The organism is Methylomicrobium sp. Wu6 (assembly GCF_035916875.1).
In the GTDB taxonomy this organism is placed as follows: Bacteria; Pseudomonadota; Gammaproteobacteria; order Methylococcales; family Methylomonadaceae; genus Methylomicrobium.
Window position 1 is genome coordinate 1 of the sequence record NZ_JAXUHN010000049.1, and the last position, 26,767, is coordinate 26,767.

Annotated in this window: 29 protein-coding genes; 10 read left to right on the forward strand and 19 right to left on the reverse strand. The window is 55.2% G+C overall.

The window, feature by feature from the left end; translation table 11 throughout:
• Positions 1-383 precede the first annotated feature (383 nt).
• Positions 384-734, forward strand: a complete 351-nt coding sequence (locus U2W12_RS04250) for a hypothetical protein (protein ID WP_326499424.1) — start codon at positions 384-386, stop codon at positions 732-734.
• Between the two features lie 452 nt (positions 735-1,186).
• Here U2W12_RS04250 and purD read toward each other — a convergent pair whose 3' ends face one another.
• The 15 genes from purD to cutA all read right to left on the reverse strand — a co-directional run bounded on the left by purD (position 1,187) and on the right by cutA (position 14,787).
• A complete protein-coding gene (gene purD / locus U2W12_RS04255; RefSeq protein WP_326499425.1) occupies positions 1,187-2,470 on the reverse strand; it encodes a phosphoribosylamine--glycine ligase in 1,284 nt (427 codons plus the stop codon).
• Between the two features lie 55 nt (positions 2,471-2,525).
• The gene (purH, locus tag U2W12_RS04260) at positions 2,526-4,085 is read right to left on the reverse strand and encodes a bifunctional phosphoribosylaminoimidazolecarboxamide formyltransferase/IMP cyclohydrolase (RefSeq protein ID WP_326499426.1); all 1,560 of its coding nucleotides are present in this window, start codon (positions 4,083-4,085) and stop codon (positions 2,526-2,528) included.
• Between the two features lie 47 nt (positions 4,086-4,132).
• Positions 4,133-4,402, reverse strand: coding sequence for a helix-turn-helix domain-containing protein (locus U2W12_RS04265; RefSeq protein ID WP_326499427.1), 270 nt, complete (start codon positions 4,400-4,402; stop codon positions 4,133-4,135).
• A gap of 76 nt (positions 4,403-4,478) precedes the next feature.
• Positions 4,479-5,447: a tRNA dihydrouridine synthase DusB gene (gene dusB / locus U2W12_RS04270; protein WP_326499428.1), complete on the reverse strand. Its 969-nt coding sequence runs from the start codon at positions 5,445-5,447 to the stop codon at positions 4,479-4,481.
• 199 nt (positions 5,448-5,646) lie between these two features.
• Positions 5,647-6,207, reverse strand: a complete 561-nt coding sequence (locus U2W12_RS04275; RefSeq protein ID WP_326499429.1) for a hypothetical protein — start codon at positions 6,205-6,207, stop codon at positions 5,647-5,649.
• Positions 6,208-6,402, reverse strand: coding sequence for a heavy metal translocating P-type ATPase metal-binding domain-containing protein (locus tag U2W12_RS04280; RefSeq protein ID WP_326499430.1), 195 nt, complete (start codon positions 6,400-6,402; stop codon positions 6,208-6,210).
• Between the two features lie 18 nt (positions 6,403-6,420).
• Positions 6,421-7,617 (reverse strand): class I SAM-dependent rRNA methyltransferase, encoded by a 1,197-nt coding sequence (locus tag U2W12_RS04285; protein WP_326499431.1) that lies wholly within the window; start codon positions 7,615-7,617, stop codon positions 6,421-6,423.
• 3 nt (positions 7,618-7,620) lie between these two features.
• Positions 7,621-8,274: a zinc-ribbon and DUF3426 domain-containing protein gene (locus U2W12_RS04290; protein WP_326499432.1), complete on the reverse strand. Its 654-nt coding sequence runs from the start codon at positions 8,272-8,274 to the stop codon at positions 7,621-7,623.
• 6 nt (positions 8,275-8,280) lie between these two features.
• Entirely contained in the window at positions 8,281-9,159 is an 879-nt protein-coding gene (gene prmA / locus U2W12_RS04295) for a 50S ribosomal protein L11 methyltransferase (RefSeq protein WP_326499433.1), read from the reverse strand.
• A gap of 182 nt (positions 9,160-9,341) precedes the next feature.
• On the reverse strand, positions 9,342-10,685 hold the full coding sequence (gene accC, locus U2W12_RS04300; protein ID WP_326499434.1) for an acetyl-CoA carboxylase biotin carboxylase subunit: 1,344 nt from the start codon (positions 10,683-10,685) through the stop codon (positions 9,342-9,344).
• Positions 10,686-10,696: 11 nt separating this feature from the next.
• Entirely contained in the window at positions 10,697-11,137 is a 441-nt protein-coding gene (gene accB, locus U2W12_RS04305) for an acetyl-CoA carboxylase biotin carboxyl carrier protein (protein ID WP_326499435.1), read from the reverse strand.
• 2 nt (positions 11,138-11,139) lie between these two features.
• Entirely contained in the window at positions 11,140-11,586 is a 447-nt protein-coding gene (gene aroQ, locus U2W12_RS04310) for a type II 3-dehydroquinate dehydratase (RefSeq protein ID WP_326499436.1), read from the reverse strand.
• 155 nt (positions 11,587-11,741) lie between these two features.
• Positions 11,742-12,257 (reverse strand): TlpA disulfide reductase family protein, encoded by a 516-nt coding sequence (locus U2W12_RS04315; protein WP_326499437.1) that lies wholly within the window; start codon positions 12,255-12,257, stop codon positions 11,742-11,744.
• Positions 12,254-14,479 (reverse strand): protein-disulfide reductase DsbD, encoded by a 2,226-nt coding sequence (locus U2W12_RS04320; RefSeq protein WP_326499438.1) that lies wholly within the window; start codon positions 14,477-14,479, stop codon positions 12,254-12,256. Before U2W12_RS04320 ends, U2W12_RS04315 begins: the two co-directional genes overlap by 4 nt.
• Complete coding sequence (cutA, locus tag U2W12_RS04325) at positions 14,461-14,787, reverse strand: divalent-cation tolerance protein CutA (protein WP_326499439.1); 327 nt, start codon at positions 14,785-14,787, stop codon at positions 14,461-14,463. Before cutA ends, U2W12_RS04320 begins: the two co-directional genes overlap by 19 nt.
• 101 nt (positions 14,788-14,888) lie before the next feature.
• On the opposite strand from cutA, the gene U2W12_RS04330 reads away from it, so the two are divergent.
• Complete coding sequence (locus tag U2W12_RS04330) at positions 14,889-15,335, forward strand: FxsA family protein (protein ID WP_326499440.1); 447 nt, start codon at positions 14,889-14,891, stop codon at positions 15,333-15,335.
• Between the two features lie 56 nt (positions 15,336-15,391).
• Here the strand turns inward: U2W12_RS04330 and U2W12_RS04335 are convergent, their stop codons facing one another.
• Positions 15,392-15,631 carry a DUF2892 domain-containing protein gene (locus tag U2W12_RS04335; RefSeq protein WP_326499441.1) on the reverse strand — a complete coding sequence of 80 codons (240 nt, stop codon included), beginning with the start codon at positions 15,629-15,631 and terminating at the stop codon, positions 15,392-15,394.
• Between the two features lie 112 nt (positions 15,632-15,743).
• Between U2W12_RS04335 and uvrD the strand changes: the two genes are divergently transcribed.
• The 7 genes from uvrD (at position 15,744) to dapE (ending at position 22,658) form a co-directional block, all read left to right on the forward strand.
• Positions 15,744-17,912 (forward strand): DNA helicase II, encoded by a 2,169-nt coding sequence (uvrD, locus tag U2W12_RS04340; protein WP_326499452.1) that lies wholly within the window; start codon positions 15,744-15,746, stop codon positions 17,910-17,912.
• Between the two features lie 127 nt (positions 17,913-18,039).
• The gene (locus tag U2W12_RS04345; RefSeq protein ID WP_326499442.1) at positions 18,040-18,825 is read left to right on the forward strand and encodes a M48 family metallopeptidase; all 786 of its coding nucleotides are present in this window, start codon (positions 18,040-18,042) and stop codon (positions 18,823-18,825) included.
• Between the two features lie 3 nt (positions 18,826-18,828).
• Entirely contained in the window at positions 18,829-20,025 is a 1,197-nt protein-coding gene (gene dapC, locus U2W12_RS04350; protein WP_326499443.1) for a succinyldiaminopimelate transaminase, read from the forward strand.
• Between the two features lie 8 nt (positions 20,026-20,033).
• A complete protein-coding gene (dapD, locus tag U2W12_RS04355) occupies positions 20,034-20,852 on the forward strand; it encodes a 2,3,4,5-tetrahydropyridine-2,6-dicarboxylate N-succinyltransferase (protein WP_326499444.1) in 819 nt (272 codons plus the stop codon).
• 68 nt (positions 20,853-20,920) lie between these two features.
• Positions 20,921-21,163, forward strand: coding sequence for a hypothetical protein (locus U2W12_RS04360; RefSeq protein WP_326499445.1), 243 nt, complete (start codon positions 20,921-20,923; stop codon positions 21,161-21,163).
• A gap of 2 nt (positions 21,164-21,165) precedes the next feature.
• Positions 21,166-21,528 (forward strand): ArsC family reductase, encoded by a 363-nt coding sequence (locus U2W12_RS04365; protein ID WP_326499446.1) that lies wholly within the window; start codon positions 21,166-21,168, stop codon positions 21,526-21,528.
• Positions 21,525-22,658, forward strand: a complete 1,134-nt coding sequence (gene dapE / locus U2W12_RS04370; protein WP_326499447.1) for a succinyl-diaminopimelate desuccinylase — start codon at positions 21,525-21,527, stop codon at positions 22,656-22,658. Before U2W12_RS04365 ends, dapE begins: the two co-directional genes overlap by 4 nt.
• Before the next feature lie 42 nt (positions 22,659-22,700).
• Here the strand turns inward: dapE and U2W12_RS04375 are convergent, their stop codons facing one another.
• From U2W12_RS04375 to U2W12_RS04385, 3 genes are all read right to left on the reverse strand, one after another.
• Positions 22,701-23,873: a hypothetical protein gene (locus tag U2W12_RS04375; RefSeq protein ID WP_326499448.1), complete on the reverse strand. Its 1,173-nt coding sequence runs from the start codon at positions 23,871-23,873 to the stop codon at positions 22,701-22,703.
• A gap of 178 nt (positions 23,874-24,051) precedes the next feature.
• Positions 24,052-24,255 (reverse strand): hypothetical protein, encoded by a 204-nt coding sequence (locus tag U2W12_RS04380; RefSeq protein ID WP_326499449.1) that lies wholly within the window; start codon positions 24,253-24,255, stop codon positions 24,052-24,054.
• A 171-nt stretch (positions 24,256-24,426) separates the two neighbouring features.
• A complete protein-coding gene (locus tag U2W12_RS04385) occupies positions 24,427-25,110 on the reverse strand; it encodes an SDR family oxidoreductase (protein ID WP_326499450.1) in 684 nt (227 codons plus the stop codon).
• 216 nt (positions 25,111-25,326) lie between these two features.
• Between U2W12_RS04385 and U2W12_RS04390 the strand changes: the two genes are divergently transcribed.
• Positions 25,327-26,229, forward strand: coding sequence for a sulfotransferase domain-containing protein (locus U2W12_RS04390; RefSeq protein WP_326499451.1), 903 nt, complete (start codon positions 25,327-25,329; stop codon positions 26,227-26,229).
• Positions 26,230-26,767: the final 538 nt, after the last annotated feature.

Sequence of the window (26,767 nt, forward strand, 5' to 3'; positions counted from 1 at the left end):
GAGGGTTGGGGTGAGGAGGATCAAAAATAAGGAAAAATACTTTATTTTGATCCCCTCATCCCAGCCTTCTCCCGAAGGGAGAAGGAGCGAAGCTTCTCTTAACTTAATGGCATTGGGGGTAGCAAGGTAGCCTCGATGCAGCGCAGCGGAATCGAGGATCACCGGAGCCAACTTACCCACCCAAACCGTTATACCGTCTTGGGTGGTTTTTTGTTTTTACATGGAACTTCGATTAACTGGTTTTGGGTGATATGGAACATACCGGCCTCGACAAACCTCGATTCCGCTGCGCTCCATCGAGGCTACGATTTCTACGGATTCTGTCTATTGGCCTGAAGCGGATTTGTGAGAGAATGCGGGTAATCTTCCATTCGCCCGCTTGCATGATCAACTACCGACGTAATTTCGTTCCTGGCGACACTTATTTTTTTACCGTCGCATTACGCAATCGCCAATCCCGGCAATTGACGCAATCGATCGACTTGTTACGCCAGGCATTCCGAGATACGCTTCGTTCACAGCCTTTTCAAATCGACGCCATTGTCATTTTACCCGATCATCTTCACTCCATCTGGACATTGCCGCCCGGCGATAGCGATTATCCGGCACGATGGAAGGCCATCATCAAACTTCAGCCGCCTAATCGCAAAATCCGGTATTCCAGTCGAAAAACGTCGAGACGGCAGCACGCTCGTCTGGCAGCGCCGCTATTGGGAGCATACGATTCGGGATGATGAAGACCTCAACCGTCATATTGACTACATCCACTTCAATCCGGTTGAACATGGCTTGGTAAACCAAGTCGCGGATTGGCCCTTTTCATCGTTCCACCGTTACGTAAAGCTGGGGTTATTACCCTTGGATTGGGCATCTGGAACAGAGTGCGATTCGGTTGGGGGAGAACCGGAATACGAAGATTGAAGCCTCGATTCCGCTGCGCTACATCGAGGCTTCAACTACAACTGGCGGCAAGTTAACACCCGTAACCCATCACAATCAACCACTGATGCGATGGGTTTCGCTATCGCTCTACCCATCCTACCGGTCGTTATTTTTGGCAAGTGGCGGTTCGGTCAGGGCGCTTTTTCCCGACCTATGCCGGGCGAGTTTTGCAAACCCGCCCGCACATTTTATCGAGGCCATGAAGCTGTCCTGCGAAATTGTGCCAATAGGATCGGCAACCGCCTTACAAGCTGCGATCGATTGCCTTGAAACCGATATCGCTCCGGTAATAAACATTGTCCCAATCGATATCGCGGACCAGACGGTAGGCCTTGTTCTGGGCCTCGGCGATCGTGTCGCCCAGCGCGCAGGCGCAAAGCACGCGACCGCCGGCGGTCACCACGTCCTTGCCGGATTGCGCTGTGCCCGCATGGAAGACCTTGCTGTCCCTGCTTTCGGTGGTCGGCAGGCCTTTGATCACCGCGCCTTTTTGATAGGCGTCGGGATAACCTCCGGCGGCCATCACCACGCCGAGCGCGGGGCGCGGATCCCATTGGCTCGTCGTTTGCTCGAGCTTGCCGGCCAAAGCCGCTTCGCAGAGTTCGACCAGATCGCTTTTCAGCCGCATCATGATCGGCTGGGTTTCGGGGTCGCCGAAGCGGCAGTTGTATTCGAGCACCTTGATCGAACCGTCGGCGGCGATCATCAGGCCCGCGTACAGGAAGCCGGTGTACGGCAGGCCGTCCTCGGCCATGCCTTTCAGGGTCGGCTCGATCACCTCATTCATCACGCATCGGTGGATTTCGGGCGTCACGACCGGCGCCGGCGAATACGCACCCATGCCGCCGGTGTTCGGGCCTTTATCGCCGTCGTCGCGGGCCTTGTGATCCTGCGAAGTCGCCATCGCCAGCGCATTTTTGCCGTCGGCGATCACGATGAAGCTGGCTTCCTCGCCTTGCAGAAATTCCTCGATCACGACCCGGCTGCCGGCCTCGCCGAAGACGTTGCCGGACAGCATGTCCTCTACCGCATCGATCGCCTCCTGTTCGCTCTGCGCGACGATCACGCCCTTGCCGGCGGCCAAACCGTCGGCCTTGACCACGATCGGCGCGCCTTGCTTCCGGATGTAGGCGATCGCCTGATCCTTATCGGTGAAGGACTGATAGGCGGCGGTCGGAATCTTGTGGCGAACCATGAAATCCTTACAGAAACTTTTCGAACCCTCGAGCTGCGCTGCCTCGGCGGTCGGACCGAAGCACGGGAGGCCCGCTTGCTGAAAACGGTCGACGATGCCGAGCACCAGAGGCACCTCGGGGCCGACGATGGTCAGGCCGATGGCTTGTTGTTTGGCGAAGTCGAGCAAGGCATTGATGTCATCGACCGCGATCGCGACGTTTTCGACGCCGGGCTCCAGCGCGGTGCCCGCATTGCCGGGTGCGACAAAGACTTTTTCGACTTTCGGAGATTGTTTGGCCTTCCAGGCCAGGGCATGTTCACGGCCGCCGCTGCCGACGATGAGTATCTGCATAATATTCAAATAGAAAAATTATCAACGCAAGAAAAGAGAAAATGCGCTTGATTGATCAGTGCCTGAAATGGCGCATGCCGGTAAAGACCATCGCGATGTTGTGCTCGTCGGCCGCGGCGATCACCTCTTCGTCGCGGATTGAACCGCCGGGGTGGATGATCGCGGTGATACCGGCCTCGGCGGCCGCGTCGACGCTGTCCCGGAACGGGAAGAACGCATCCGATGCCATGACCGAACCGGGTACGACCAGGCCTTCATCGGCCGCCTTGATGCCGGCGATCTTGGCTGAATACACCCGGCTCATCTGCCCTGCGCCGATGCCGACCGTTTGCCGGTTTTTGCCGTATACGATCGCATTCGATTTGACGAATTTCGCGACTTTCCAGACGAACAGCAGATCGCTGAGTTCCTCGGCGGTCGGCGCGCGCTTGCTGACGACCTTGACGTCGTGCACGCCGATTTGGCCATTGTCCCGGTTCTGCACCAACAGCCCGCCCGCAACACGCTTGAAATCGAAGCCCGGCGTTTCGGCGCTTTGCCAGGCGCCGGCTTCCAATACCCGCACGTTCTGTTTCGCGGCCAACACGTTCCGCGCGCCGACGCTGACCGCCGGCGCGATGATCACTTCGACAAACTGGCGACCAATGATCGCGGCCGCGGTTTCTTCGTCGAGTTCGCGGTTGAACGCGATGATGCCGCCGAAGGCCGAAGTCGGATCGGTCGCATAGGCGCGGTCATAGGCGGCCAGCAGCGACTCGGACTCGGCCACGCCGCACGGATTCGCATGCTTGACGATCACGCAGGTCGGCTTCCGGTCGAAGGATTTGACGCATTCGAGCGCCGCATCCGCGTCGGCGATGTTGTTGTAGGATAATGCCTTGCCCTGCAACTGTTCCGCCGCAGCGATCGTGCCAGGCGCAGGATTTTTTTCCCGATAAAAGGCGGCGCCCTGATGCGGATTCTCGCCGTAGCGCATCGTTTCTTTCAAATAGAATTGCAGATTCAACGTTTCGGGAAACGGTTGCCCATCGAGCTTGGCCAGATAGGCCGCAATCGCGGTATCGTAGCGCGCGGTATGGGCAAAGCTGGTCAGCGACAGTTTGAAACGCGTCGCCGAGCTCAGGCTGTTGTGCTGGGCCTTCAGCTCGGCCAGCACTGATGCATAGTCGGCCGGATCGACCACGACCGCGACATCGTTATAGTTTTTCGCGGCCGCGCGAATCATCGTCGGCCCGCCGATGTCGATGTTTTCGATTGCGGTTTCGAGATCGCAATCGGGCTTGCTGATCGTCTGTTCGAACGGATACAAGTTGACCACGACCAGATCGATCGGATCGATGCCGTGCGCGTCCATCACCTGATCGTCGATGCCCCGCCGACCCAAAATGCCGCCGTGAATCTTCGGATGCAGCGTTTTGACGCGGCCGTCCATCATCTCGGGAAAGCCGGTATGATCGGAAACATCGGTGACCGGTATCTTGTGTTCCGCCAGCGTCCTGGCGGTGCCGCCGGTTGAAAGTATCACGATGCCAAGCTCGTTGAGCTGGCGGCAAAAATCGACGATCCCGGTTTTATCGGAAACACTGACGAGCGCGCGGGTAATGGTTTTATTCATGGGAAAATAGCTATGTGGATAAAATCGGGTACGGGTCTCGGACCCGTTCAAGACAGTCCGTGCTGTTCCAGCTTTTTGCGCAGGGTGCTGCGGCTCAGCCCCAAGGCCTTCGCGGCTTTGGTCTGATTATAACCGGAATGTCGCAGAGCCGACTCGAGTAAAGGTTTTTCGACTTCGTTCATCACGATCTCGTACAGATTGACCACGTCGTGGTCCTTCATCTGGGCAAAATACAGATCAACGGCCTGTTTAACATAAGCCGATAGGGGCGGAGATGCTGGCTCTTTGAGGTTCAAATCAATTTCTCTGCGGTCCACTTGATCACCGTCTCTGCGATCATATATATGAAAGGGTATTAATTTTGATGTTTCCATAGGATGCTAATTCCGACGGTTACGTTAAAAAGTCCAGTACTGACTGCATCAAACGCATTTGCTCTGTTGCATTGTTGGATGCATTCAGCGCCTGACTGACATCCCGGCCAATCGAGTCAAAACGCCCCAGATACCAGGCGATGTGTTTGCGGGCGATTTTAACACCGGCAGACTCGCCATAGAATCCATACAATTGTTCAAGATGCGTCTCAATCGTGCCGACGATCGTCGTCGCGGTCGGCTGCCAATGCTTGTCGCCAGCGAGAAAAAAATGCTGGATCTGCTCGAATAGCCACGGGTTACCGCAAGCGGCGCGGCCGATCATCACGCCATCGGCGCCGGTCGCATCGAGAACGGATCGGGCTTTTTCGGCACTATCGATATCGCCGTTCGCGATCACCGGAATCCGAACCGCCTGCTTGACCGCCGCGATCGTGTCATATTCGGCCTCGCCGTTGAATTTACAGGCTCGCGTCCGTCCATGCACGGTCAAGGCGGCGACGCCGGCATTTTCGGCGATTTTCGCTATCGCAACCGCGTTTCTATTCTGTAAATCCCAACCTGTTCTGATCTTGAGCGTGACCGGCGCCTCTACCGCATTGACCACCGTGTCGAGAATCCTGCTTACCAGAGCTTCGTCTCTCAGCAATGCGGAGCCTGCCGCGACCGAACAGACTTTCTTGGCGGGACAGCCCATGTTAATGTCGATAATATGAGCGCCGCGCTCGACATTGAATCGGGCCGCTTCGGCCATTTGCACAGGATCGGTGCCGACGATCTGTACCGAACGCAGGCCGCTTTCGCCTTCTCCGTCCGCTTTCAACAGCGTACGTGCATGTAGCCGCAAGGCCGGATTCGAAGCGGTCATTTCCGAAACGGTCAGACCCGCGCCGAAGCGTTTACAAATTTCGCGAAACGGCCGGTCGGTAATGCCGGCCATCGGCGCCAAAAGCACATTGTTCGCGAGCGGGTAGGGACCTATTCGCATCGGGTTCCACACAGAAAAAAACAGAAAGTAAAACCCGCGTCGGCGGTCGGGATAATCGGGCCGGGGCGCCGGCGTCTTGCTAATGCAGTGCTTACGTTTGGGAGTCAGGAACGATCCTGTACTTACAATTCTGCGGGGGCGGCAGGCAAATGGGCCGCTCCCCTACTAAATCCGGCCGGACAGCCGGATTTGAATTCAATCAGCCGGCCGAACCGTTGCTGCTTTTGGCCGCTTCGGTATCGGCTTCTTCATTCCAGATCGGATTGTCGAGATCTTCCTTGTTCAGTTTGACGCGGTCTTCAGGATAAATATGCCAGAAAGACTGATCGATCTTCGCGTTGCTGTAACCGGACTTCTTTTCATGCGCGAACGGACACCACCAGTTTTCGACGATCTTGACCATGTAGGCATGCCATTCGAAAACCGCGACGCTGACCGGGCAATACCAGGTGCAATTCAGAATCCAGTACAGTTTCGACTGCGACAAACTTGCCTTGAATGAACCATCCATCGTGATTTGGTTTTTCAAATCGTAACGGTGGCTAGCGCGGTCCGGCAAAAACGCCGAAAACGGCTTGATATTCCGGCCGCCGATCAGAATCAGATGATAATAAGTCAAATAAGCGCTGATAAACACGAACGGTAAGGTAATGATCGGCAGATACACAAAGACCAAACCGACAGCTCGGCGCCAAACCGGAACCTGTTTGTGATATTTGCCGATTTCGGCGCGGCCGGAACATGATTCACAGGCTTTCATTTACTCTTTATCCTCGTTTTTTGGTGATGAAGTGCTTGTCGATAGCAAATTTTTATCGTTAAGCAGTTGATAAATGCTCAAGCAGCCGGCACAGCAAAACTTTGAAATTCCGTCTGGCGTTTCCAACGTAAAGCCCGCGATTTCGACAGGCTGACCGCAAAGAACGCAAGATTCTCGGTATTTTACCTTGGTCATCAAGATGCCTCAATGACTTTATAAAGCGGACGAAACCGAACAAAAAAAGGTTTTCAAATACTGGGTCTCCGAGATCGCGGGATCGATCGGATGATCCGGCCCCTGGCCGCCCTGAGCGATAAAAGTCAAATGCCGGTCGATATGGCGGCCGGACGAGCGCAGGATTTCATGCAGATCGTCCCGGCTCAAATGAAACGAACAGGAGGCGGAGATCAACACGCCGTTTTTCGCCAGCACCTGTAACGCCAGATGGTTCAGCCGGCGATACGCCTCATAGCCCTGTTGGTAATCCTTTTTGCGCTTGATCAACGCCGGCGGATCTAGCACGATCATATCATAGAGCCGGCGTTCCTGGCGCGCCTCTTTCAAAAAATCGAACACATCGCTATGCGCGAACTGCATCTTGTCCTCGACGCCGTTCAAGACGGCATTTTCGCGCGCCAATTGCAGCGCCGATTCGGAACCGTCCACACAGGTCACATCGAGCGCGCCGGCCAGCGCCGCAGGAATCGCCCAGGCGCCGGTGTAAGAAAACAAATCCAGAATGCGCCTGCCTTTCGCGATACGGGCTAGTTCCGCCCGGCTCATCCGGTGGTCGTAAAACCAGCCGGTTTTTTGACCCTTTAAAATATCGACCCTGAAACGCGCACCGTTTTCTTCGATGATCAAAGGATCCGGCAGTTCGCCGAAAACGACAGCCGATTCCAGGTCCAGACCTTCGAGTTGGCGCTGGCTGTTGTCGTTTTTCATCACGATGGCGGCCGGATTCAACAAGTCGACCAGTACGGAAAGCAAAATGTCCTTGCGCCGCTCGATGCCGGCCGTGGTGATCTGCACGGATAACACCTGATCGAAACGATCGATCACCAGCCCCGGCAAGCCGTCGCTTTCGCCGAATACCAGACGGTAATACGGTTTATCGAACACGGTTTCGCGGATCGCCAACGCGGTCGCGATCCGTTCTTTAAAGAAATTTGCGCCGCATTTCAGATTCGGTTTGCGCGACAACAGGCGCGCGCAAATCAGCGCATTCGGATTCACATACGCGGTTCCCAGCGGTTTGCCGTCATGCGCGACCACTAGCGCCAGATCGCCGGGCGCAAATCGGCTCAGCGGCGAACGCTTGATATCGATTTCATTGCTGAAGATCCACAAATGCCCGAGCCTCAGGCGTTTGTCTTCATTTTTCTTTAAAAAAAGTTCGGGGATGTCCATGGTTTAATAGCTGAGATCGAAATGAAAACCGCCGACCTTCGTTTTCGGCGCGACGATTTCAAAACTGATTTCGGCCGCGCTGTTCGCGGCCAGGCGCGCATGTTCCGGCTGCCCGACAAGATAATCGTTCGGCTGAAGCAGCCGATGCGCGAACGGCTGGCCCTCGTAAGACAGCAAGGTCAGACCGATGACGGGATAGCGCATCGAAAATGCAGCCTCATTGTTCAAAACCAGTTTGAACGCATAATGCCGGTTCGGCAACTCGCTGAACGAATTATGCAAGACGCTCAGTTCGGCCAGATTTTGATAATCCGGCAGGCGGCAATGCAATATGCCGCAAATCTTTTCGAGCGCCGGGCGGAATTTTGGGTTCTGTAGCGCGCTGCCGCCTTCAAAATAAAGCAACTGCGCAAAGAACAGCGTAACACCTAGCGCCAGCCCGATACGCCAGATTAACCGATGCCGGGCATTGCTTTCGGTCCAAGGTTCCTCGGAAGGCAACACATCTGCGACCGCCAGCAATTCGGTCTCGGCCAGGGTCGCCAGCGCATCGAACATCGCGGAACAGCGCTTGCAATGCACCATCCCACGGCCGCTGCGCAGCGCTACCGGCGTAATCCTTTGCGGGGTGAGGCATTCGGGGCAGCGGGTAAACATCGCGGTTTAGCGTCTCAAGCCGTCCAGGCGAATCCAGTCTTCCTGTTGCGTCGGGGCGTTCAATTCGATCAAGGCGCGGTAAGCGTCTTCGACTTGGGCCGTTTGTTCGGCCAGAATGCCCGACAACACCAACGCGCCGCCCGCGACGGCCAGGTCGGAAATCCTTTCGCTGAGGTCACACAAGGGCTTCGCGAGAATATTGGCCAGCACAATGTCGGCCCGCATCTTCGGCAACTGCTCCGGCAGATACACCAGGATCTTGTCTTGCACCGCATTTTTTTCGGCGTTACTCAAAGTCGCGGTCAATGCCTGCGGATCGATATCGACCGCATGCGCGACTTTCGCGCCGAGCAGTACCGCCGCCACGGCGAGAATTCCAGAGCCGCAGCCGTAATCGATCACGGTTTTTCCCGTCAAATCGCGCGCGGCCAGCCACTCCAGGCACAGCGCGGTAGTCGGATGCGTGCCGGTGCCGAACGCAAGGCCAGGATCGAGCAGCATACAGACCGTGCCCGGTTCGTGCTGTTCCTGGCCGGTCGGACAAACCCAGAGTTTATCGCCGAATTTCATCGGCCGATAATATTCCATCCAGGCGCGTTCCCAGGCCTGATCCTCGATCTGCTCCTGACGCCAGTCGCGGAGCAGATTCGCGTCGAATGACTGGTGCACACGCGCGGACACAGCTTTAAGATCCGTATCCATCTCGTACAGCGCAATCACTTCGGTGTTGCTCCAGATCTTGGTTTCGCCAATCGCGGGCTCGTACACCGGCTCGTCTTCGGCATCCATATAGGTCACCGACACCGCACCGAGATCGCTGAACAATTCGGCGACTTCGGGAGCGGTTTGTTCATCGGTAATTACGGTAATTTGCTGCCAGGCCATTCGGAGGAATAAATAAAAAAGTGAATTGTGAAACCCCGCGGGACGAGGTTTGTAACCCGGTCCCGCACGTTTGGAGAAATCGCGCATACGCGCGGCTTAGCAAGTGCGCCTATTTTCACCCCAAACGCTACGGATGGGATGAATATCCCGTCAGGCTGGGGGGTCCCACGCTCTACGCTATGCTAATAAAGCCCGAGCTTCTTTTCCAGATAATGGATATTCTGCCCGCCGGCCGCGAACGCGCTGTCGCCCATGATTTCCTGCTGCAACGGAATATTGGTCTTGATGCCTTCGATGATGATTTCGCTAAGCGCGGTGTTCATCCGCGCAATCGCGCTCTGGCGGTCTTCGCCGTGCGCAATCAGCTTGCCGATCATCGAATCGTAATACGGCGGCACCTTATAACCGTTATAGATATGCGTTTCGCAGCGAATGCCGGGGCCACCGGGCATGTGGAACTGATCGATCGTGCCGGGGCACGGCATGAATGTCTTTGGATCTTCCGCGTTCAAGCGGCACTCGATCGCATGGCCGGTCAATTTGACCTGATCCTGCCGAATCGACAACGGCTCGCCGGCCGCAACCCGCAATTGTTCCTTCACGATATCGAAGCCGGTCACCATCTCGGTGACCGGATGCTCGACCTGCACCCGGGTATTCATCTCAATGAAATAAAACTCGCCCTTTTCATAGAGGAATTCGAACGTACCGGCGCCCAGATAGCCGATGTCGATGCAGGCTTTCGCGCAGCGCTCGCCAATTTGCCTACGCTGTTCCTCGGTGATGCCCGGAGCGGGCGCTTCTTCGACGACTTTCTGATGGCGGCGCTGCATCGAGCAGTCGCGCTCGCCCAGGTGAATGGCATTGCCATGCGCATCGGCGAACACCTGAAACTCGATGTGGCGCGGGTCTTCAAGGAATTTTTCCATATAGACCGTCGCGTTGCCGAAGGCGCTGGCGGCTTCGGCCTTGGTCATCGCGATCGCGTTCAACAACGCCGCTTCGGTATGCACGGTGCGCATGCCGCGTCCGCCGCCGCCGCCCGCCGCCTTGATGATGACCGGATAGCCGATCTCGCGCGCGAGTTTCAGGTTCTTCTCGGGATTATCCGAAAGCGGATCGCCGTTGCCGGGCACGCACGGAATGCCGGCCGCCAACATAGCATTCTTCGCGGAAATCTTGTCGCCCATTAACCGGATCGTGTCCGCGTTCGGGCCTATAAACACAAAACCGCTTTGTTTGACCTTTTCCGAAAAATCGGCGTTTTCGGCCAGAAAGCCGTAGCCCGGATGGATTGCTTCGGCGTCGGTCACCTCGGCCGCGCTAATGATTGCGGGAATGTTCAAATAACTGTCGACCGACGGCGCGGGGCCGATACAGACCGACTCGTCCGCCAGACGCACATGCTTTAGATTACGATCCGCTTCCGAATGCACCGCGACGACCTTCACGCCGAGTTCCCGGCAGGCTCGCAATATCCTGAGAGCGATTTCGCCACGATTGGCGATCACAATTTTGTCGAACATGCGGCTCTCCGTTATTCGATTACAAACAACGGCTGGCCGTATTCGACAGGCTCGGCGTTCTCGACCAATATTTTGGTGACCGTGCCGCTTTTATCAGCTTCGATCTGATTCAGTATCTTCATCGCCTCGATAATGCAGAGCGTATCGCCTACCTGCACCTTCTGGCCGACATCGGTAAACGACTTCGCGCCCGGCGACGCGGAGCGATAGAAGGTGCCGACCATCGGCGACTTGACGACATGACCGCAGATCACATCCTCGCTCGACGCGCTGACCGGCGCGACTGTAGGGGCCGCAACGGGTACAACCGGCTGAGGGGCATAAGCCACCGGCGCGGGCGCTGCGGAGTAACGGCTTATGCGGACGAATTCCTCGCCCTCTTTGATTTCAATTTCGGCAATGCCCGATTCTTCGATAATCTCAATCAGTTTTTTTATTTTTCTAATATCCATGATTAATGTCTCTCGGCTAATATCTGATGTGCGGCCAGTAAGGCCAGTTCGTATCCTGTTGCACCCAATCCGGAAATCACGCCCTTGGCGATATCCGAAAAATAGGAGTGTTTTCTAAACGGTTCACGCGCGTGCACATTGGACAGATGCACCTCGATGAACGGAATTCGGGTCGCGAGCAGGGCGTCGCGAAGCGCTACGCTAGTATGCGTGAATGCGGCCGGATTGATGATGATGAAATCGACCCGGTCATGATAGGCCTGATGCACTTGACCTATGATTTCGTGTTCGGCGTTGGTTTGATGAAAAAACAGCCGATGCTTGAAGCCTTCGGCCATGCCGACCAAGGCTTGCCTGATGTCGTCCAGCGTCTTGTTACCGTAATGGCCGGGTTCGCGGATACCCAATAAATTCAGATTTGGCCCGTTCAATACGGTAATCGTCGCCATGACTGCAACCTACAAGTGAAAAACGGCGGAATTATCCCATAATTTCCACACAATTTGCAGAGTCTACGCTAAATATATTAATTTTCCGAGAAGATAGCGTCATTACGCTGGAGTTTAAGCGCTATTCTGAAAAATAGCTGAAACTCCATGCCGTTTCAGTCCGACGCCTGATCGATGCTTTTTGCTAAATCCGGCTTCGAAAATTTGCCGAGATACCGCTCCCGGATCATACCCTGGCGATCGACAACGACCGTATACGGGACCGCTTCGGCCCGGTTGCCCATTTGCGCGGCCAGCGCCATGCCCTGATCGCCGGCGATCAACGTCGGATAATTGATCTTGACCGTATCAAGATATTTTTCGACCGGTTCCTTGTCCTCGAGCGCGATGCCGATCACCTGTATGCCCCGCGCCGCGTATTGCTCCTGCAACGCGACCAGATCGGGCATTTCCTTGCGGCAGGAAGGGCACCAGGTCGCCCAGAAATTAATCACTAAGATCTTGTCTTGCCATTCGCCGCTCGAACGGGTTTTGCCGGATATATCGGGCAGCGTGAATGCGGGCAAAGGCGACGCTTCGGTTTCCGGGGCAGGATACAGACTATAGCGCAACGCGATACCGCCGGCCAAGGCGAAGAGCCCGAGTAAAATAACGATGGCTGCTTGTTTCATGGTTTGACCCGTTGTAATGTTTCGATGAAGACTTCGCTGTCCTGATAACCGATTACCCTTTGTGCAGCCCGCTCCTGTTGATCGGGACCGAAAAACAAGATCGCCGGCGGGCCGATCAGGTTGAATTTCGCGAGCAGAGCCTGATCCTCCTTCGTATTTTGGGTCACATCGGCCTGCAACAGCACAAATTCGCTTAGCCGGTTTTTAACGGCCGGATCGGAAAAGGTATAGGCTTCCATTTCTTTGCAGGAAATACACCAGTCCGCATAAAAGTCGAGCATTACATAACGGCGCTGCGCACCGGCTTCCTGAATACGTTGTTCGAGTTCCTGAAGGTTGGCGACGCGCCGAAAGGCGATGCCTTCCTTTTTGGTTTCCGCGCTCGCGCCGCTGATCAAAATGCCCTGCAAAGGCTTCAAAGGATTCGTGCCGCCGCCGCTGACGCCGATCAACAACAACAGGCCGTAAGCGAGCATGATCAGGCCGACGCCTTTCCAGAGCTTCTTCCAACCGCTGCTGTGCTCAGGCAAAGGATCGAGCGCGTTCAGATAGATCGACGGCAGGATCAGCAGCATCGCCCACAACAGCATCGTAATCGCCGGCGGCAGAATCCGGCTCAGCATCCAGACCGCCATCGCCAGCATGATCACGCCGAATACACCCTTGGTTGCATTCAGCCAGGCTCCGGCCTTCGGCAGCAGTTTGCCGGCCGAGGCGCCGACCAGTAATAAAGGCGCACCCATGCCCATGCCCATCGCGAACAAGGCGCTGCCGCCCAATACCGCATCGCCGGTCTGGCCGATATAAATTAAAGCCGCCGCCAACGGTGCGGCGACACAGGGACCGACGATCAGGGAGGACAAAGAGCCCATGATCGCCGCACCCCAGAGCGAACCGTCGCGGTGCTTTTCGCTCGAATTATGCAACCGGGCCTGCCAGGACTTCGGCAATTCGAGGTGATAGAAACCGAACATCGACAACGACAGCGCGACAAAAACGGCGCTGAATGTCGCAATGATCCAGGGCTGCTGAAATGTCGTTTGCAGATTGCCGCCGAACAGCGCGGCCAAAATTCCGAACAGCGTATAAGTCAGCGCCGATGCAACGACATAGCTGAGCGATAGCGACAACGCGCGCAGGGTGGTGATGGCGCGGTGGCCGACAATGATGCCGGACAAAATCGGAATCATCGGGAAGATGCAGGGCGTAAACGCCAACAGCAGGCCGAAGCCGAAGAAACTGGCCAGAGTCATACCCAGACGGTCCTGTTTGAGCAAGCGCACGATCTGATCCTGTTCGGACAATTCGGGCGACGGCTTCGGAGCGGCTGCCGCCATTTGTTGAGCGACCGGCAAGTCCAGGGTCACTTCCTTGCTCATCGGCGGATAACAAACGCCGCGCTCGGCGCAGCCCTGATATTGCGCTTTCAGCGTGATCGTTTGCGCGGCTTGGCCGCCGCGGTTCAACGGCAAATCAAAAATCAGCTCGTCATGAAAAATCTCGACTCGCCCGAATTCCGGGTCCTCTTTCGGTTCGCCGCGCGGAATATTATAGGTACCCAGCGTGGTACCGCCGGCATTGATCAATTGCAGCAGCGTTTTTTCCCGGTACATATAATAGCCGGGTGCGATCTGCCAGTTCACTTGCAGGGTATTGGCATCCCCGACCGATGCAGAAAACTGGAAGGCCTGATCGGGCTTCAGCAACTCCTCCTGGGCTGCCGAGGAGGCTAGGCCGGCGATGCCTTTGACCAGAGTCGAGAGCGGATTGGCGGAAGCGGCCGATGCCGCGGCAGGCAAAGCGATTTCGAGCAGCTTTTTTTGCGGCGGATAACAGACGCCCTCATCCGAGCAGCCCTGATAACGCGCCAGCACGGTTACCGATGCGGCAGCGTCGCCGGCGTTTACCGGCACCGGCACCGTCAGTTTATTCCGATAATGAACCGTATCACCGAGAACTTCATCATGCTTGGTTTTACCGTCCGGCAAGATGGGCGTGCCGAGTTCGACGCCTTCGGTCTTGGACTCGAAGCGTAAATTCTTCCGGTATAGAGAGAAGCCCTCGGCGATATCCCAGGAAAATTCCAACTGGCCGCGCGACAGGGCCAGCGCCGAAATTTTGAACGCCTGATCGGGCGGCAACAAGTCTTCGCCGTTCAGCGCGAAAGCCGCGTTTCGGGCAGTGATCAACAGACAGAAAAAAATTAGTTGATAGATACGCATGCATCGATCCAGTTCAGATAACCAGGCAAACCCTGCTCAATCGGCAAGGCGATGATTTCGGGTAATTCATAGGGATGCAGTTCGCGTATCGCCTGTTCGATGACCGGATAGCAGTCCCTTGTCGTTTTTATCAGTAACAGATGTTCCTCGGCCGTTTCGAGCCGGTCTTGCCAGGTATAAACCGAAGTCAGGGCGGGAAGGATGTTCACGCAGGCGGCCAGCCGGCCTTCGACCAGCCTTTTGGCGATTTTTTCCGACGTGTCCCGGTCCGGGCAGGTGCAAAGAATCAATTCGGTGTTGCTCGGCATGTTGTACCGGCTAATAAGTGAAAAGCGGATATTATGCTAGAAATTCGCCGGCATTACCCTTATATTGTTTAACTTAGTCAGACCAAAAACCAAGCTTTTAGATGAAAATTTTCCAAATATTGTTCCTGTTCCTTCTGCTCGTCCCGTTTGCCGAAATTTATTTGCTGCTGGCGGTCGGCGGCATCATCGGCGCATTTCCGACGATCGCGCTGGTCGTCTTTACAGCCGTACTCGGCGCATGGCTGCTCAAACAACAGGGCTTTCAGACCTTCCGGCGCTTCCAGGAGAACCTTGCGCAAGGCAGCATTCCGACCTACGAGATCATTGAAGGACCGATCCTGCTGATCGGCGGCGCGTTGCTGCTGACACCAGGATTCATTACCGATCTGCTAGGGTTTGCTTGCCTGTTTCCCCCGTTGCGCCGAAAAGTCGCTCAATACATCATCGAAAAACATTTGATTCAGGTAATTCAATCGGGCAGCCCTTTCCGTCCTCAGGGCGCGGCCCCTGCCGATGCTCTGGAAGGAGAGTTTCGGAAAGAAGACTAGGTCCGGGCGAAGCTAGGCTCAGAACAAGACCGACGGTGTTCTGAGCCTGCCAAGCATTATTCGCTGGCGGGACCTGAGCCGGCCGTTTCGCAGGTATTCTTGCCGAATCCCGAATAGGCCGGGCACCAGCCCCAAAAGCCGGTCGCAATCAGCACACAGCCGGCAATCAATAAAAAAATCGACGCGGTAACGACCGAAATCACAAATAGTGCGGCGCCGCCGTAAATACGGTATTTCTTTTCTTTCTCGCCGACATTGTGTTCAAATTTCAACATACGTTTAAAATCAAAACTCATCTTCTTACCCTCACTGTGTAATTGTTATCATGCCGCAAAACACGGCCCTGCCTGTCATTCCCAGAGCCGGACAAATATACACAGACATACAAAATGTGCAAGCAATAAAATGATCGACGTCACCTCACTTCTCGACCCCTTGAACGATGCCCAGCGTCAAGCGGTCACCGCGCCTTCGCAGGCAATGCTGGTTTTGGCCGGCGCCGGCAGCGGTAAGACCCGCGTGCTGGTGCACCGAATCGTCTGGCAAATCCAGGTGCAGGGCGTCTCTCCGCACGGTATTTTGGCGGTCACCTTCACGAACAAGGCCGCGCGCGAAATGCGCGGACGCATCGAGGAACTGCTGCAACGGCCAATGCATAACTTTTGGATAGGTACCTTCCACGGCCTCGCGCACCGCCTGTTGCGACGACATGCAAAAGAGGCGAAGTTGCCGGACACCTTTCAGGTGATGGATACCGCCGATCAACTCAGAGTGATCAAACGCATCCTGCAAGGCTTGAATCTGGACGAGGCGCGCTGGCCGCCGAAGCAGGTGCAATGGTTCATCAACGCGCAAAAGGACGAAGGCGTCCGCGCCCGGCACATGCCGGAGACCGGCGATCTGTACCAGCGGCAAATGATCGCAATTTATCGCGCTTACGAGGAGTTGTGCGACCGTTCCGGCCTGGTCGATTTCGCGGAACTGTTGCTCCGCGCGCACGAACTTATGCGCGACAATCCGGACGTGCTGTCCTTCTACCGGCAGCGCTTCGAACATGTGCACGTCGATGAGTTTCAGGACACCAATACGATCCAATACGCCTGGCTGCGCCTGTTGACGCAGGACAAAAACAATCTGTTCGTGGTCGGCGACGACGACCAGTCGATTTACGGCTGGCGCGGCGCGCGGATCGAAAATATCTATAGCTTCCAGAAACATTTTCCGGGACACGACGTCGTCAAGCTGGAGCAGAATTACCGCTCGACCGGCAACATACTGAAAGCGGCCAATCAGGTGATCGCGCACAACGAAGGGCGAATGGGAAAGGAACTGTGGACCGAATCCGGCGAAGGCGAGCCGATTTCGTTGTACGCGGCATTCAACGAACAGGACGAAGCGTTTTTCGTGATCGAGCGCATCCGCGCCTGGATCAACGCAGGCGGTGCGCGCCAGGACGTCGCAATCCTGTACCGCTCGAATGCGCAGTCGCGGCAATTCGAGGAACGGCTGGTCCAGGCCGGCATTCCGTACCGCGTCTATGGCGGACTGCGCTTTTTCGAGCGCGCAGAAATCAAGAACGCGCTGGCCTATCTCAGGCTGATCGCCAACCGCGACGACGATATCTCGTTCGAGCGGGTCGCGAATACCCCCACGCGCGGCATCGGCGCCAAAACGATCGACGATCTACGCATCATCGCCCGGGATCGAGGCACCTCGCTCTGGCGCGCGGCGGTTACCATGATCGAACACGGCATGCTGAGCGCCCGGGCCGGAAACGCGCTGGCCGGATTTCTACAACTGATCGGCCGGCTGGCCGACGAAACAAAAGGCACGGAACTGTTCGAACAGGTCAAACGGGTCATCGAAAAATCCGGATTGATCGAGTTTTATAAGAGCAGCAAGGCCGAGCAGGGCGAGGAAAAGGTCGAAAACCTCGAGGAATTAGTTAACGCCGCGCGCTTGTTCGATCCGGCTATCGGCGATGAAGACAATCTGGGCCCACTCGAACTGTTTCTCGCGCATGCATCGCTCGAGGCAGGAGAAATGCAGGGCGAGGATTTTGATGACTGTGTGCAGTTGATGACCCTGCATTCCGCGAAGGGCCTAGAATTCAAGGTCGTATTCCTGGTCGGCATGGAAGAAGGCCTGTTCCCGTCGCAGCAATCGGTCGAGGACCCCAGTCGCCTCGAAGAAGAACGCCGGTTGTGCTATGTCGGCATGACGCGAGCGATGCAAACCTTATACATGACCTATGCCGAGTCCCGGCGCCTGTACGGCCGCGAAAGCTATCCCCGGCCCTCGCGGTTTCTGCGCGAAATTCCGGCCGAATGCATCCAGGAAGTCAGACTGCGCGCGAATGTGAGCCGCCCGATTGCGGCAGCCCCTGCGAAACCGGCCGCTTCGTTTTCGGTTAGCCAGTATAAACTCGGCCAGCGCGTCAACCATGCGAAATTCGGCGAAGGCGTAATCCTGCAACTCGAAGGCCAGGGCGCCCAGGAACGCGCGCAGATCAATTTCAAGGGCGCCGGAGTCAAATGGCTGATGCTGACTTATGCGGGTTTAGTGTCCTTGCCTTAAAAGATCGTCACACCGCGCCTCCATGCCAGACCCGATTCGGTCAAGCACGATACTCGCGCATTAATCCAACCCGCATCAATCAAGATACGTTAAAATGGGCCTTTTCCAACTTTAAAGCTCCGCCATCATGTTGAAAAAAATTTGCACCATACTAGCGGCCGCATTCGCTTTAACCGCCTGCATCACCAGTCCGACCGGACGTTCACAGCTCATTTTGCTGCCCGAATCGCAAGTCGACCAAATGGGCCTGCAAGCCTTTGAAACGTTGAAACGGGACAAGCCGATCAGCGCCAACGCGCGTTACAATCAGGTCGCCCGTTGCATTGCAGGCAACATCACGCAAGCAGGCATCGGCGGCAATTGGGAAGTCGTGGTATTCGAGGACGATTCGTTCAACGCCTTCGCCTTGCCCGGCAATAAAATCGGCGTCTACACCGGCCTGTTCAAAGTGGTCGAAAATCAGGACCAGCTGGCCGCGGTGATCGGCCATGAAATCGGCCACGTCCTGGCCAAGCACAGCGCGGAACGGGCCTCGCAGGAACTGGCGGTCAATTCGGGCATGTCGGTTATCCAGGCAATGACCAATCCGCAATCGACGATGGGGCAGGCAGCTTTCGGCATGCTCGGGCTGGGTGCGGAATACGGCGTCCTGATGCCATACGGCCGGACGCAGGAGAGCGAAGCGGACATCATCGGCGTCGATCTGATGGCCAAAGCCGGCTTCGATCCGCGCCAAAGCATCAATTTGTGGCAACGGATGAGCCAGGCCACGCAGGGGCAGCAAACCGCCGAATTCATGTCCACCCACCCCTCGCATGCGACCCGCATTCGCGATTTGGAACAGCACATGCCGCAAGCGATGGGCTTTTTCCAGCAGGCGCAAGCGGCGGGCAGACGCCCTCAGTGTCAATAAGCGATGACGCCGTATTTACAAAAACTTCAGCCTTATCCGTTTGAAAAGCTCGCGGCGCTGAAGCAAGGTATCGTGCCTCCCGCCGGCAAGGCGCATATCGCGTTGTCGATCGGCGAACCGGCGCATGCGACGCCGCATTTGATTCAGGAAGCGCTGCTAACCCATTTGCACGGACTGGCGAATTATCCGACCACGAAGGGGCTGCCGGAGCTTCGGCAAACGATCGCCGCTTGGCTGACCCGGCGCTTCGGACTTGCGGAAGGATTATTAGATCCCGAAACGCAGATCCTGCCGGTCAGCGGCACCCGCGAAGCATTGTTTTCATTCGCGCAATGCTTGATCGACCGGAGCGCCGATCCGGTCGTGGCGATGCCGAATCCGTTTTATCAGATCTACGAAGGCGCGGCCTTGCTCGCGGGCGCGGAGCCTTATTTCCTGAACACGGTCGAAGCGAACGCTTATCTGCCCGATGTCGACGCGGTTCCCGGGAGCGTATGGCGGCGCTGCCAGTTGCTTTATATCTGCACGCCCGGCAATCCGAGCGGCGCGGTGATGGCGCGCGAAAGTCTGGAGCAACTGCTCGAACTGGCCGAAAAATACGATTTCGTAATCGCCTCGGATGAATGCTACAGCGAGCTTTACGACGACGAAAACAATCCGCCTTCGGGCTTGCTCGAGGCGGCATTCGCTATCGGCAATACCGAATTCAAACGTTGCGTGGTATTTCACAGCCTGTCGAAACGCTCGAATGCGCCAGGCCTCCGATCCGGCTTCGTCGCGGGCGATGCGGCGATCTTGCAGGATTATTTCAAATACCGGACCTATCACGGCGCGGCAATGCCGCTGCCGACCCAGCATGCGAGCATCATGGCTTGGCGGGATGAAAAGCATGTGATCGAAAATCGCCGCTTGTACCGGGAAAAGTTCGCCGCGGTAATCGACATCCTGGGCGAAGTCGCTACGCTAACCCGACCGCCCGCCGGTTTTTATCTCTGGCTCCAGACGCCGATCGACGATACCCAATTCGCACAGCAATTGTTCGCGCGGGAAAACGTGACCGTGCTGCCAGGCAGCTATCTGTCCCGCGACTTCGGCGGCTTCAATCCGGGCCGGAATCATGTCCGCATTGCTTTGGTCGCGCCGCTCGAAGAATGCATCGAAGCGGCACTGCGCCTCAAAAATTTCCTTAACACACTATAAAAACCAACATGATCGAATTAGAAAACATCATAAATGCCGCGTTCGAACACCGCGCGGACATCACTCCGGCCAACGTTTCGCAGGAAGTGCGCGGCGCGGTGCAGGAGTGTCTGAATCTGCTCGATACCGGCAAGGCCCGGGTCGCCGAAAAAAGAAACGGCGACTGGGTGACCAACCAATGGCTCAAAAAAGCGGTACTGCTGTCGTTCCGGATCAACGAAAACCGGCTGATGGACGGCGGCAACACCCGTTATTACGACAAGGTCGAATGCAAATTCGCCAACTATAGCGAAGATGATTTTGCGAAGGCCGGCGTGCGCGTGGTGCCGAACGCGGTCGCCCGGCGCGGCTCCTACATCGCTCCAGGAGCGATTTTAATGCCGTCCTACGTGAACATCGGCGCCTATGTCGATAGCGGCACGATGGTCGATACCTGGGTGACGGTCGGCTCCTGCGCGCAGATCGGTAAAAACGTGCATCTCTCGGGCGGCGTCGGCATCGGCGGCGTGCTGGAACCGTTGCAAGCCGGCCCAACCATTATCGGCGACAACTGCTTCATCGGCGCGCGTTCCGAAATCGTCGAAGGCGTGATCGTCGAAGACGGCTGCGTGATTTCGATGGGCGTCTATATCGGTCAGAGCACCAAGATCTACAACCGAATGACCGGCGAAATCAGCTACGGACGCATCCCGGCCGGCTCGGTCGTCGTATCGGGCAATCTGCCTTCATCGGACGGCAAATACAGTCTGTATTGCGCGGTGATCATCAAGCAGGTTGATGAAAAGACGCGCGGCAAGACCGGCATCAACGAACTGCTTCGCGATTAATATCAGCGATTTATCACCGGGACGTTACCGTCCCGGTTTTTTCTGTCCACTTACCTCTCCCATCTGCCATGAGCGAAAATCTTTCCAACAACGCAATCATTTATGCCCTGCTGTCTTTGAACAGCGAAGTCATTTTACAGAAGGAATATCTGGATTCCAACGACGTGCCCGAAGAGGATGTCGACAATGAGGAAGACATTCTGGACGACCTGGAACAGGCCTTCATGGAATTCGTCGATGTCTATAAAATCCGCTGCAAGGCCGACCAATCACTGCCTAACCTGGACGAACTACTGAACAACCAATTGTAAGAATGACGATCACGCTCTACGGAATCAAAACCTGCGACACCTGCAAAAAGGCGCGGCAGTGGCTTGAGCAAAACGGCATTGAGCACCGTTTTCACGATTACCGTGTCGATGGCTTGTCTCCAGAACTTTTGGAATACTTTATCAATCGACTCGGTTGGGAAAAAATGCTGAACAAAAGCAGTACCAGTTGGCGGCAATTGAGTGCCGAACAGCAAACGGATTTGAATCGTGATAAGGCTAAGCAATTGATGCTCGAAACGCCGACGCTGATCAAGCGCCCTATTCTGGAGACTGGCAATGCGTTGATCGTCGGCTTCAAAGCCGAGCAATACGAATCACTGAACTTATCGGAAGCCACAGGATGAGCACAACGCTGGAATTATTGAAGGATTTGATTAGCCGAGAGTCGGTCACGCCGAAGGATGAAGGCTGCCAGGATGCGCTTGCCGCAAGGCTGGCGCCCTTGGGTTTTCGCGAGGAAAGGCTGAATTTCGCGGATACGCAGAATATTTGGCTGAGAAAGGGCGATGCGAAACCGTTATTCGTCTTCCTCGGCCATACCGATGTGGTGCCGACCGGCCCGCTCGAGGCTTGGCGGTCGCCGCCGTTCGAACCGACGATACGCGACGGCAGATTATATGGACGCGGCGCGGCAGACATGAAAGGCGGCATCGCGGCGTTCACCACCGCGCTCGAACGCTTCCTTGCCGCGCATCCCGATCATCATGGTTCGATTGCGGTCATGATGACCAGCGATGAAGAAGGCATCGCGACCCACGGCGTCGTAAAGGTCATCGAAGTGCTCGAGGCGCGCGATGAAAAGATCGACTGGTGTCTGGTCGGCGAACCGTCCAGCGACAAGAAGATCGGCGACGTGATCCGGGTCGGACGGCGCGGTTCGTTGTGCGCGAAACTGACCATCGCCGGCATCCAGGGCCATGTCGCCTACCCGGAACTGGCCGAAAACCCGATTCATTCCTTCGCGCCGGCGCTAAAGGAATTGACCGAGGAAGTCTGGGACAGAGGCAACTCGTTTTTCCCGCCGACCAGCCTGCAAGTCTCGAATATTCATTCGGGGACCGGGGCCGAGAACATCATCCCCGGATCGGTCGAAGTGTTGTTCAACCTGCGTTTCTGCACCGAGCTCGACGAGCAGACGATCAAGCAGCGCACGCATGCGATCTTCGATCGCCATGGCCTGAACTACGACATTCAATGGCGCCTGTCAGGCAATCCGTTTCTGACCGCGAAGGGCAAACTGATCGATGCTGCGCATGATGCGATCAAAGTGGTGACCGGCTACGACACGCAAGACGACACCGGCGGCGGCACCTCGGACGGCCGCTTCATCGCGCCGACCGGAGCGGAAGTGATCGAACTGGGACCTTTGAATGAAAGCATCCACAAGGTCAATGAGAATGTCGGCTTGCAAGACTTGGAAACATTGTCCACCATTTATGAACAGATATTAACCAACCTGCTTGTCCGCTCCTAATGAATGGTTAGGCGCGCAGAGGCTATATAGAGCAAGGCATTTTTATCTAAAATTATCCGGATGCAGAAAACCGCCTAAAAAATCGTCAAAATCATCCGCCGGCTTTTTTTTCTGGATTTTGTAGGATTTTAAGAATGCCTTCAACGAGGGCGGGCTCTGGAACATTTTGATGTCGTCTTTCAGATTGCCGATATCACGGCGTAAAGAGCGAATATCCTGCTCCAGTGCCATCATCATCGTCTTCGGGCTCATACTCGAATAGAACGGCCGCTTCATCCGCATGTTGAATTCCTGCTCATAAGCCGCCACTTCCTGCTCCAGCTCGATCGATTGCTCTTTCAGTATCTTGATGAAATATTTGAGGCGGTCTTCGGCGATATTATTCAAGTGTTCCTGATCAATCTGCTCGGCTTCGAGCTGCAACTCCAATAACTGCAATAAATCCTTTTTTTCGTAGGCGGCATTGACGCGCTGCATCAGTTTGGTCTTGCGCTCGCGTTCCTGTTCGTCCTGTTCGCGGTCGGGGTGTAAAGCACCCGCCAGCTTGCGGTAGACTTCGCGAATCGACTGGCTGATGGTTTGCTCTTCCTGCTGTTGTTTGGCCTCCCTTTCCAGCTGTTTCTTGGTTTTTTTACGCTGGGCGCGCTTTTCCTCGGCCTGCCGTTGTTGTTCGGCTTGTTCAGCCTCGGCCTCCTGCATTTTTTGATGCAGGAATTCCCGCATTTTTCCGGGCGAACTGACATCGATATCGTCCCCGATGTCGACACCGAACATCCCGCCCATCATCGATTTCATCAGTTCCGCCGTGATCACATCGGTTTCCAGTTGATCGGCGTCGAAATCGGAGCCGCTGTATTTGTTGTGAATTTCCTTCAGTTCATCCTTGCCGTGCTCGAGAATCAACTGCTCGGCCAGTTCGGTCAGAATGTGTTTGATTTTGGCCTTGTCGCTTTTGGTGAACAGTTGATTATCATGCGCGCGGTCGAGGATATAAACCATGTCCACGCGATGCTGGTTATACGCATCCCAAAGCGCCTGGTATTCGGTGGATATTTTTTGATTGTAAAGCAGCAGGGTTTCCTGCCACTCGAGTAAAGCCTGTTTTTGCGCTTCGATTTTTTTGATCAGATTATTGAACTGTTTTTGGGATCTGGACAGTTCTTTAGTGGCTGATGCTTGAGCAATGCTAATGAGTTTATAATCGCTGGACAACATGTTGAGGATGGAAAGATAGCAAAAATATTCCGTCCATTTTAACAACTACTTGTAGTCGATGACGCGTAATCGGATGGGAGCGGCCTGATCACACGTAAATTTTAAAAAAGCAGCCCGGATTTCATTAGCGGAGGGGTAGCGCTTCAAATCCTGGCTGCGTAAGGGTGAGATAGGCGTTTTAACCCAATGATAATTCGTATTCGTCCAACTCGGAGCCGCTAACCACCTTGTTGCGGGCGGTAATATTGCCGTTTTGTTGATGAAACCAGCTGATCACTTCCGGACTCAGTGCCAGATCGAAACTGTCGCTGATTTGATCGAAATCCTGCCAAACCGGGTTCGGAGAAAATTTACTTTTTATGTCCGTCAATTTCTGCATCACGACGCCACCTTCCAAATCAATACTGAATTAAATGATTGATTCAGTATAGGTCGGTTTTGTGACATGATCGTGACAGGAAATGTGTTTATGAAGCAGTTCGAGTAGATACCTTTTGTATATAGAATTGAAGGTCTAAAAAATGGTATGCGATGCGTACTAGAACCGCCGATCTTACCAGGGCAGAGTCGAACCCTCATATTTCAAAAAACCGCCGCTTTGCTGAAGCGTCGATTCCGCAATCACCCGACGCATGCCGGCCACACTAAGCTCCGCGTCGATCAACGCATTCGGTCCACCCATGTCGGTTTTGACCCAACCGGGATGCAAAACAAACACGCCGATGCCAAGATTTTTCAGATCGATCGCAAGACTCTTCATCGCCGCATTCAGCGCGGCCTTGCTGGATCGATACAAAATGCTGCCGCCGCTGCCGTTGTCGGTGATGCTGGCCATTTGGCTGCTGATCGATGCCAGCTTTTTAAGTTTGCCGCGCTGCAGATGCGGCAGGAACGCTTCGGCCATCTTGACCGGCGCCTGCGCATTGACCAGTAAAGTTCGGGTCCACGCCGCATAATCCAGTTGCCCGAAGCCTTGGCCGGGACTGTCTCCGTACACGCCGGCGTTGTTGATCAACACATCGATTGCGGTGTCCTTCAGTTCATTCGCGAGCTTGTCGATCTGCGCAAAGTCGGCCACATCCAGCGGCAACACCCGCACATGGGCAAGGCCAGCCAGTTTGCCGGCTTTTTCCGGATGCCGGCAACAGGCCAGCACGTCCCAGCCTTCCGCCGCATATTGTTTACAAAATTCGAATCCCACGCCGCGGCTCGCGCCGGTTACTAATACTGTAGCCATGTATGATGTGCCTTCTATGTAATTATGTGTTATGAATGAAGACGGTTATTTTTTTAATAAAGTTCTGCAGGCATGCAAATTTAGCCCGGATTTGTATGAATGGCTTGCATTGACAGGGGGGAGTCTACTCGTAAAATAGCCGCCATGCCGCAGGCTCGCGTTGATTGGTTTCAATACGGCCAGTCTATTTCGATTCAACGGAATTCAATGCAATCCATGACGACAGAATATAACTCAAGTCCGGTCAAAACCCGAGAACTTCATGATCATCATTTCGATTCGACGATCTGGAACGACTTTGTCTTTCGGAACGATGACAATTATCACCTATGCCAAGTCCTGCACGACCTGGATGCAGCAGATTGTCGCGCAGCTTGTTTTCAATGGCGATCCGAGTTTGCAGGTCGCGAAGATGTCGCCCTGGCTGGAACTGCGTGTGCCGGCCAAGGAGTCAAATTGTCCACGCTCCCGGCGCAGACGCACCGCCGAATCATCAAGACGCATCTGCCGCTCGATGCGCTGGTTTATTCGCCCGAGGCGAAATACATCTATATCGCGCGCGACGGCCGGGATGTGGTCTGGAGTATGTACAATCACCATGCGAATGCCAATCAGCTTTGGTACGACTTGCTCAATGATACGCCGGGCCGGGTCGGCCCGCCGATCGCACCGCCGCCCGCCGACATCCGCGACTATTGGCGCGACTGGATGGACCGGGACGGCCATCCGTTCTGGCCGTTCTGGGAAAATGTGCGCACCTGGTGGCAATACCGGCACCTGCCCAATTGCCTGTTCGTGCATTTCAACAACCTGAAGCATGACGCGCCTGACGAAATGCGCCGCATCGCCCGCTTTCTCGACATTCCGATCGACGAGTCCCGTTGGGATGCAATCGTCGAATATTGTTCGTTTGACTGGATGAAAAAGAATGCGGCGCAGAGCGTTCCATTGGGCGGCGCCTACTGGGACGGCGGCGCCGAGGTATTCATTCACAAGGGCGTGAACGGGCGCTGGAAAGATGTGTTGAGCGTGGAGGAATCGGCTGAATATGAAGCGCGGGCGGTTCGGGAGCTGGGGCGGGAATGCGCGCATTGGCTGGCGACCGGGCAAAGCTTGTGAGTCAACGTAGGATAGGTCTGGCAACAACTTTATCGTTGACCGACATATGGTCGTCGATAAGGACGATGGAATGGTATCAAAGGAAAACGTATTACGCGATATTGAGGCTTCGAATGTCGGGCACAAAAAGCGTGCCCGACCAAGGCTAGGTTCGTAACAGGAACAGGGTGACAATTAGTCGTCCTCTTTGAGTCGATTGCACGAGCTAAACTACCATCGAGTGTGATCTGCCAAAACCGCTCGGTCATATTTGTGTTTTATAAATGTCTCAGATACTCTAGTGGTCAATGCTGACATGAATTCATTTGTTGCGGGAGAATTAAGATGAACTATCTGACAAAGCCCCAATACCTCTTTATCGCAACGCTGATTCCCTTTCTACTTAGTTGTTCATCAGTTTCGGTAAAAACACCTAATGAACTAGTGTCTAATTGTATAAAAATACGATAGATATATAATCCTCTGAAAATTACAGAGGAGTTATCGATGGGGCGTATTGCTAAGGTGGTTAAGTTGAGCCAACAGGAGCGCGTAGAGT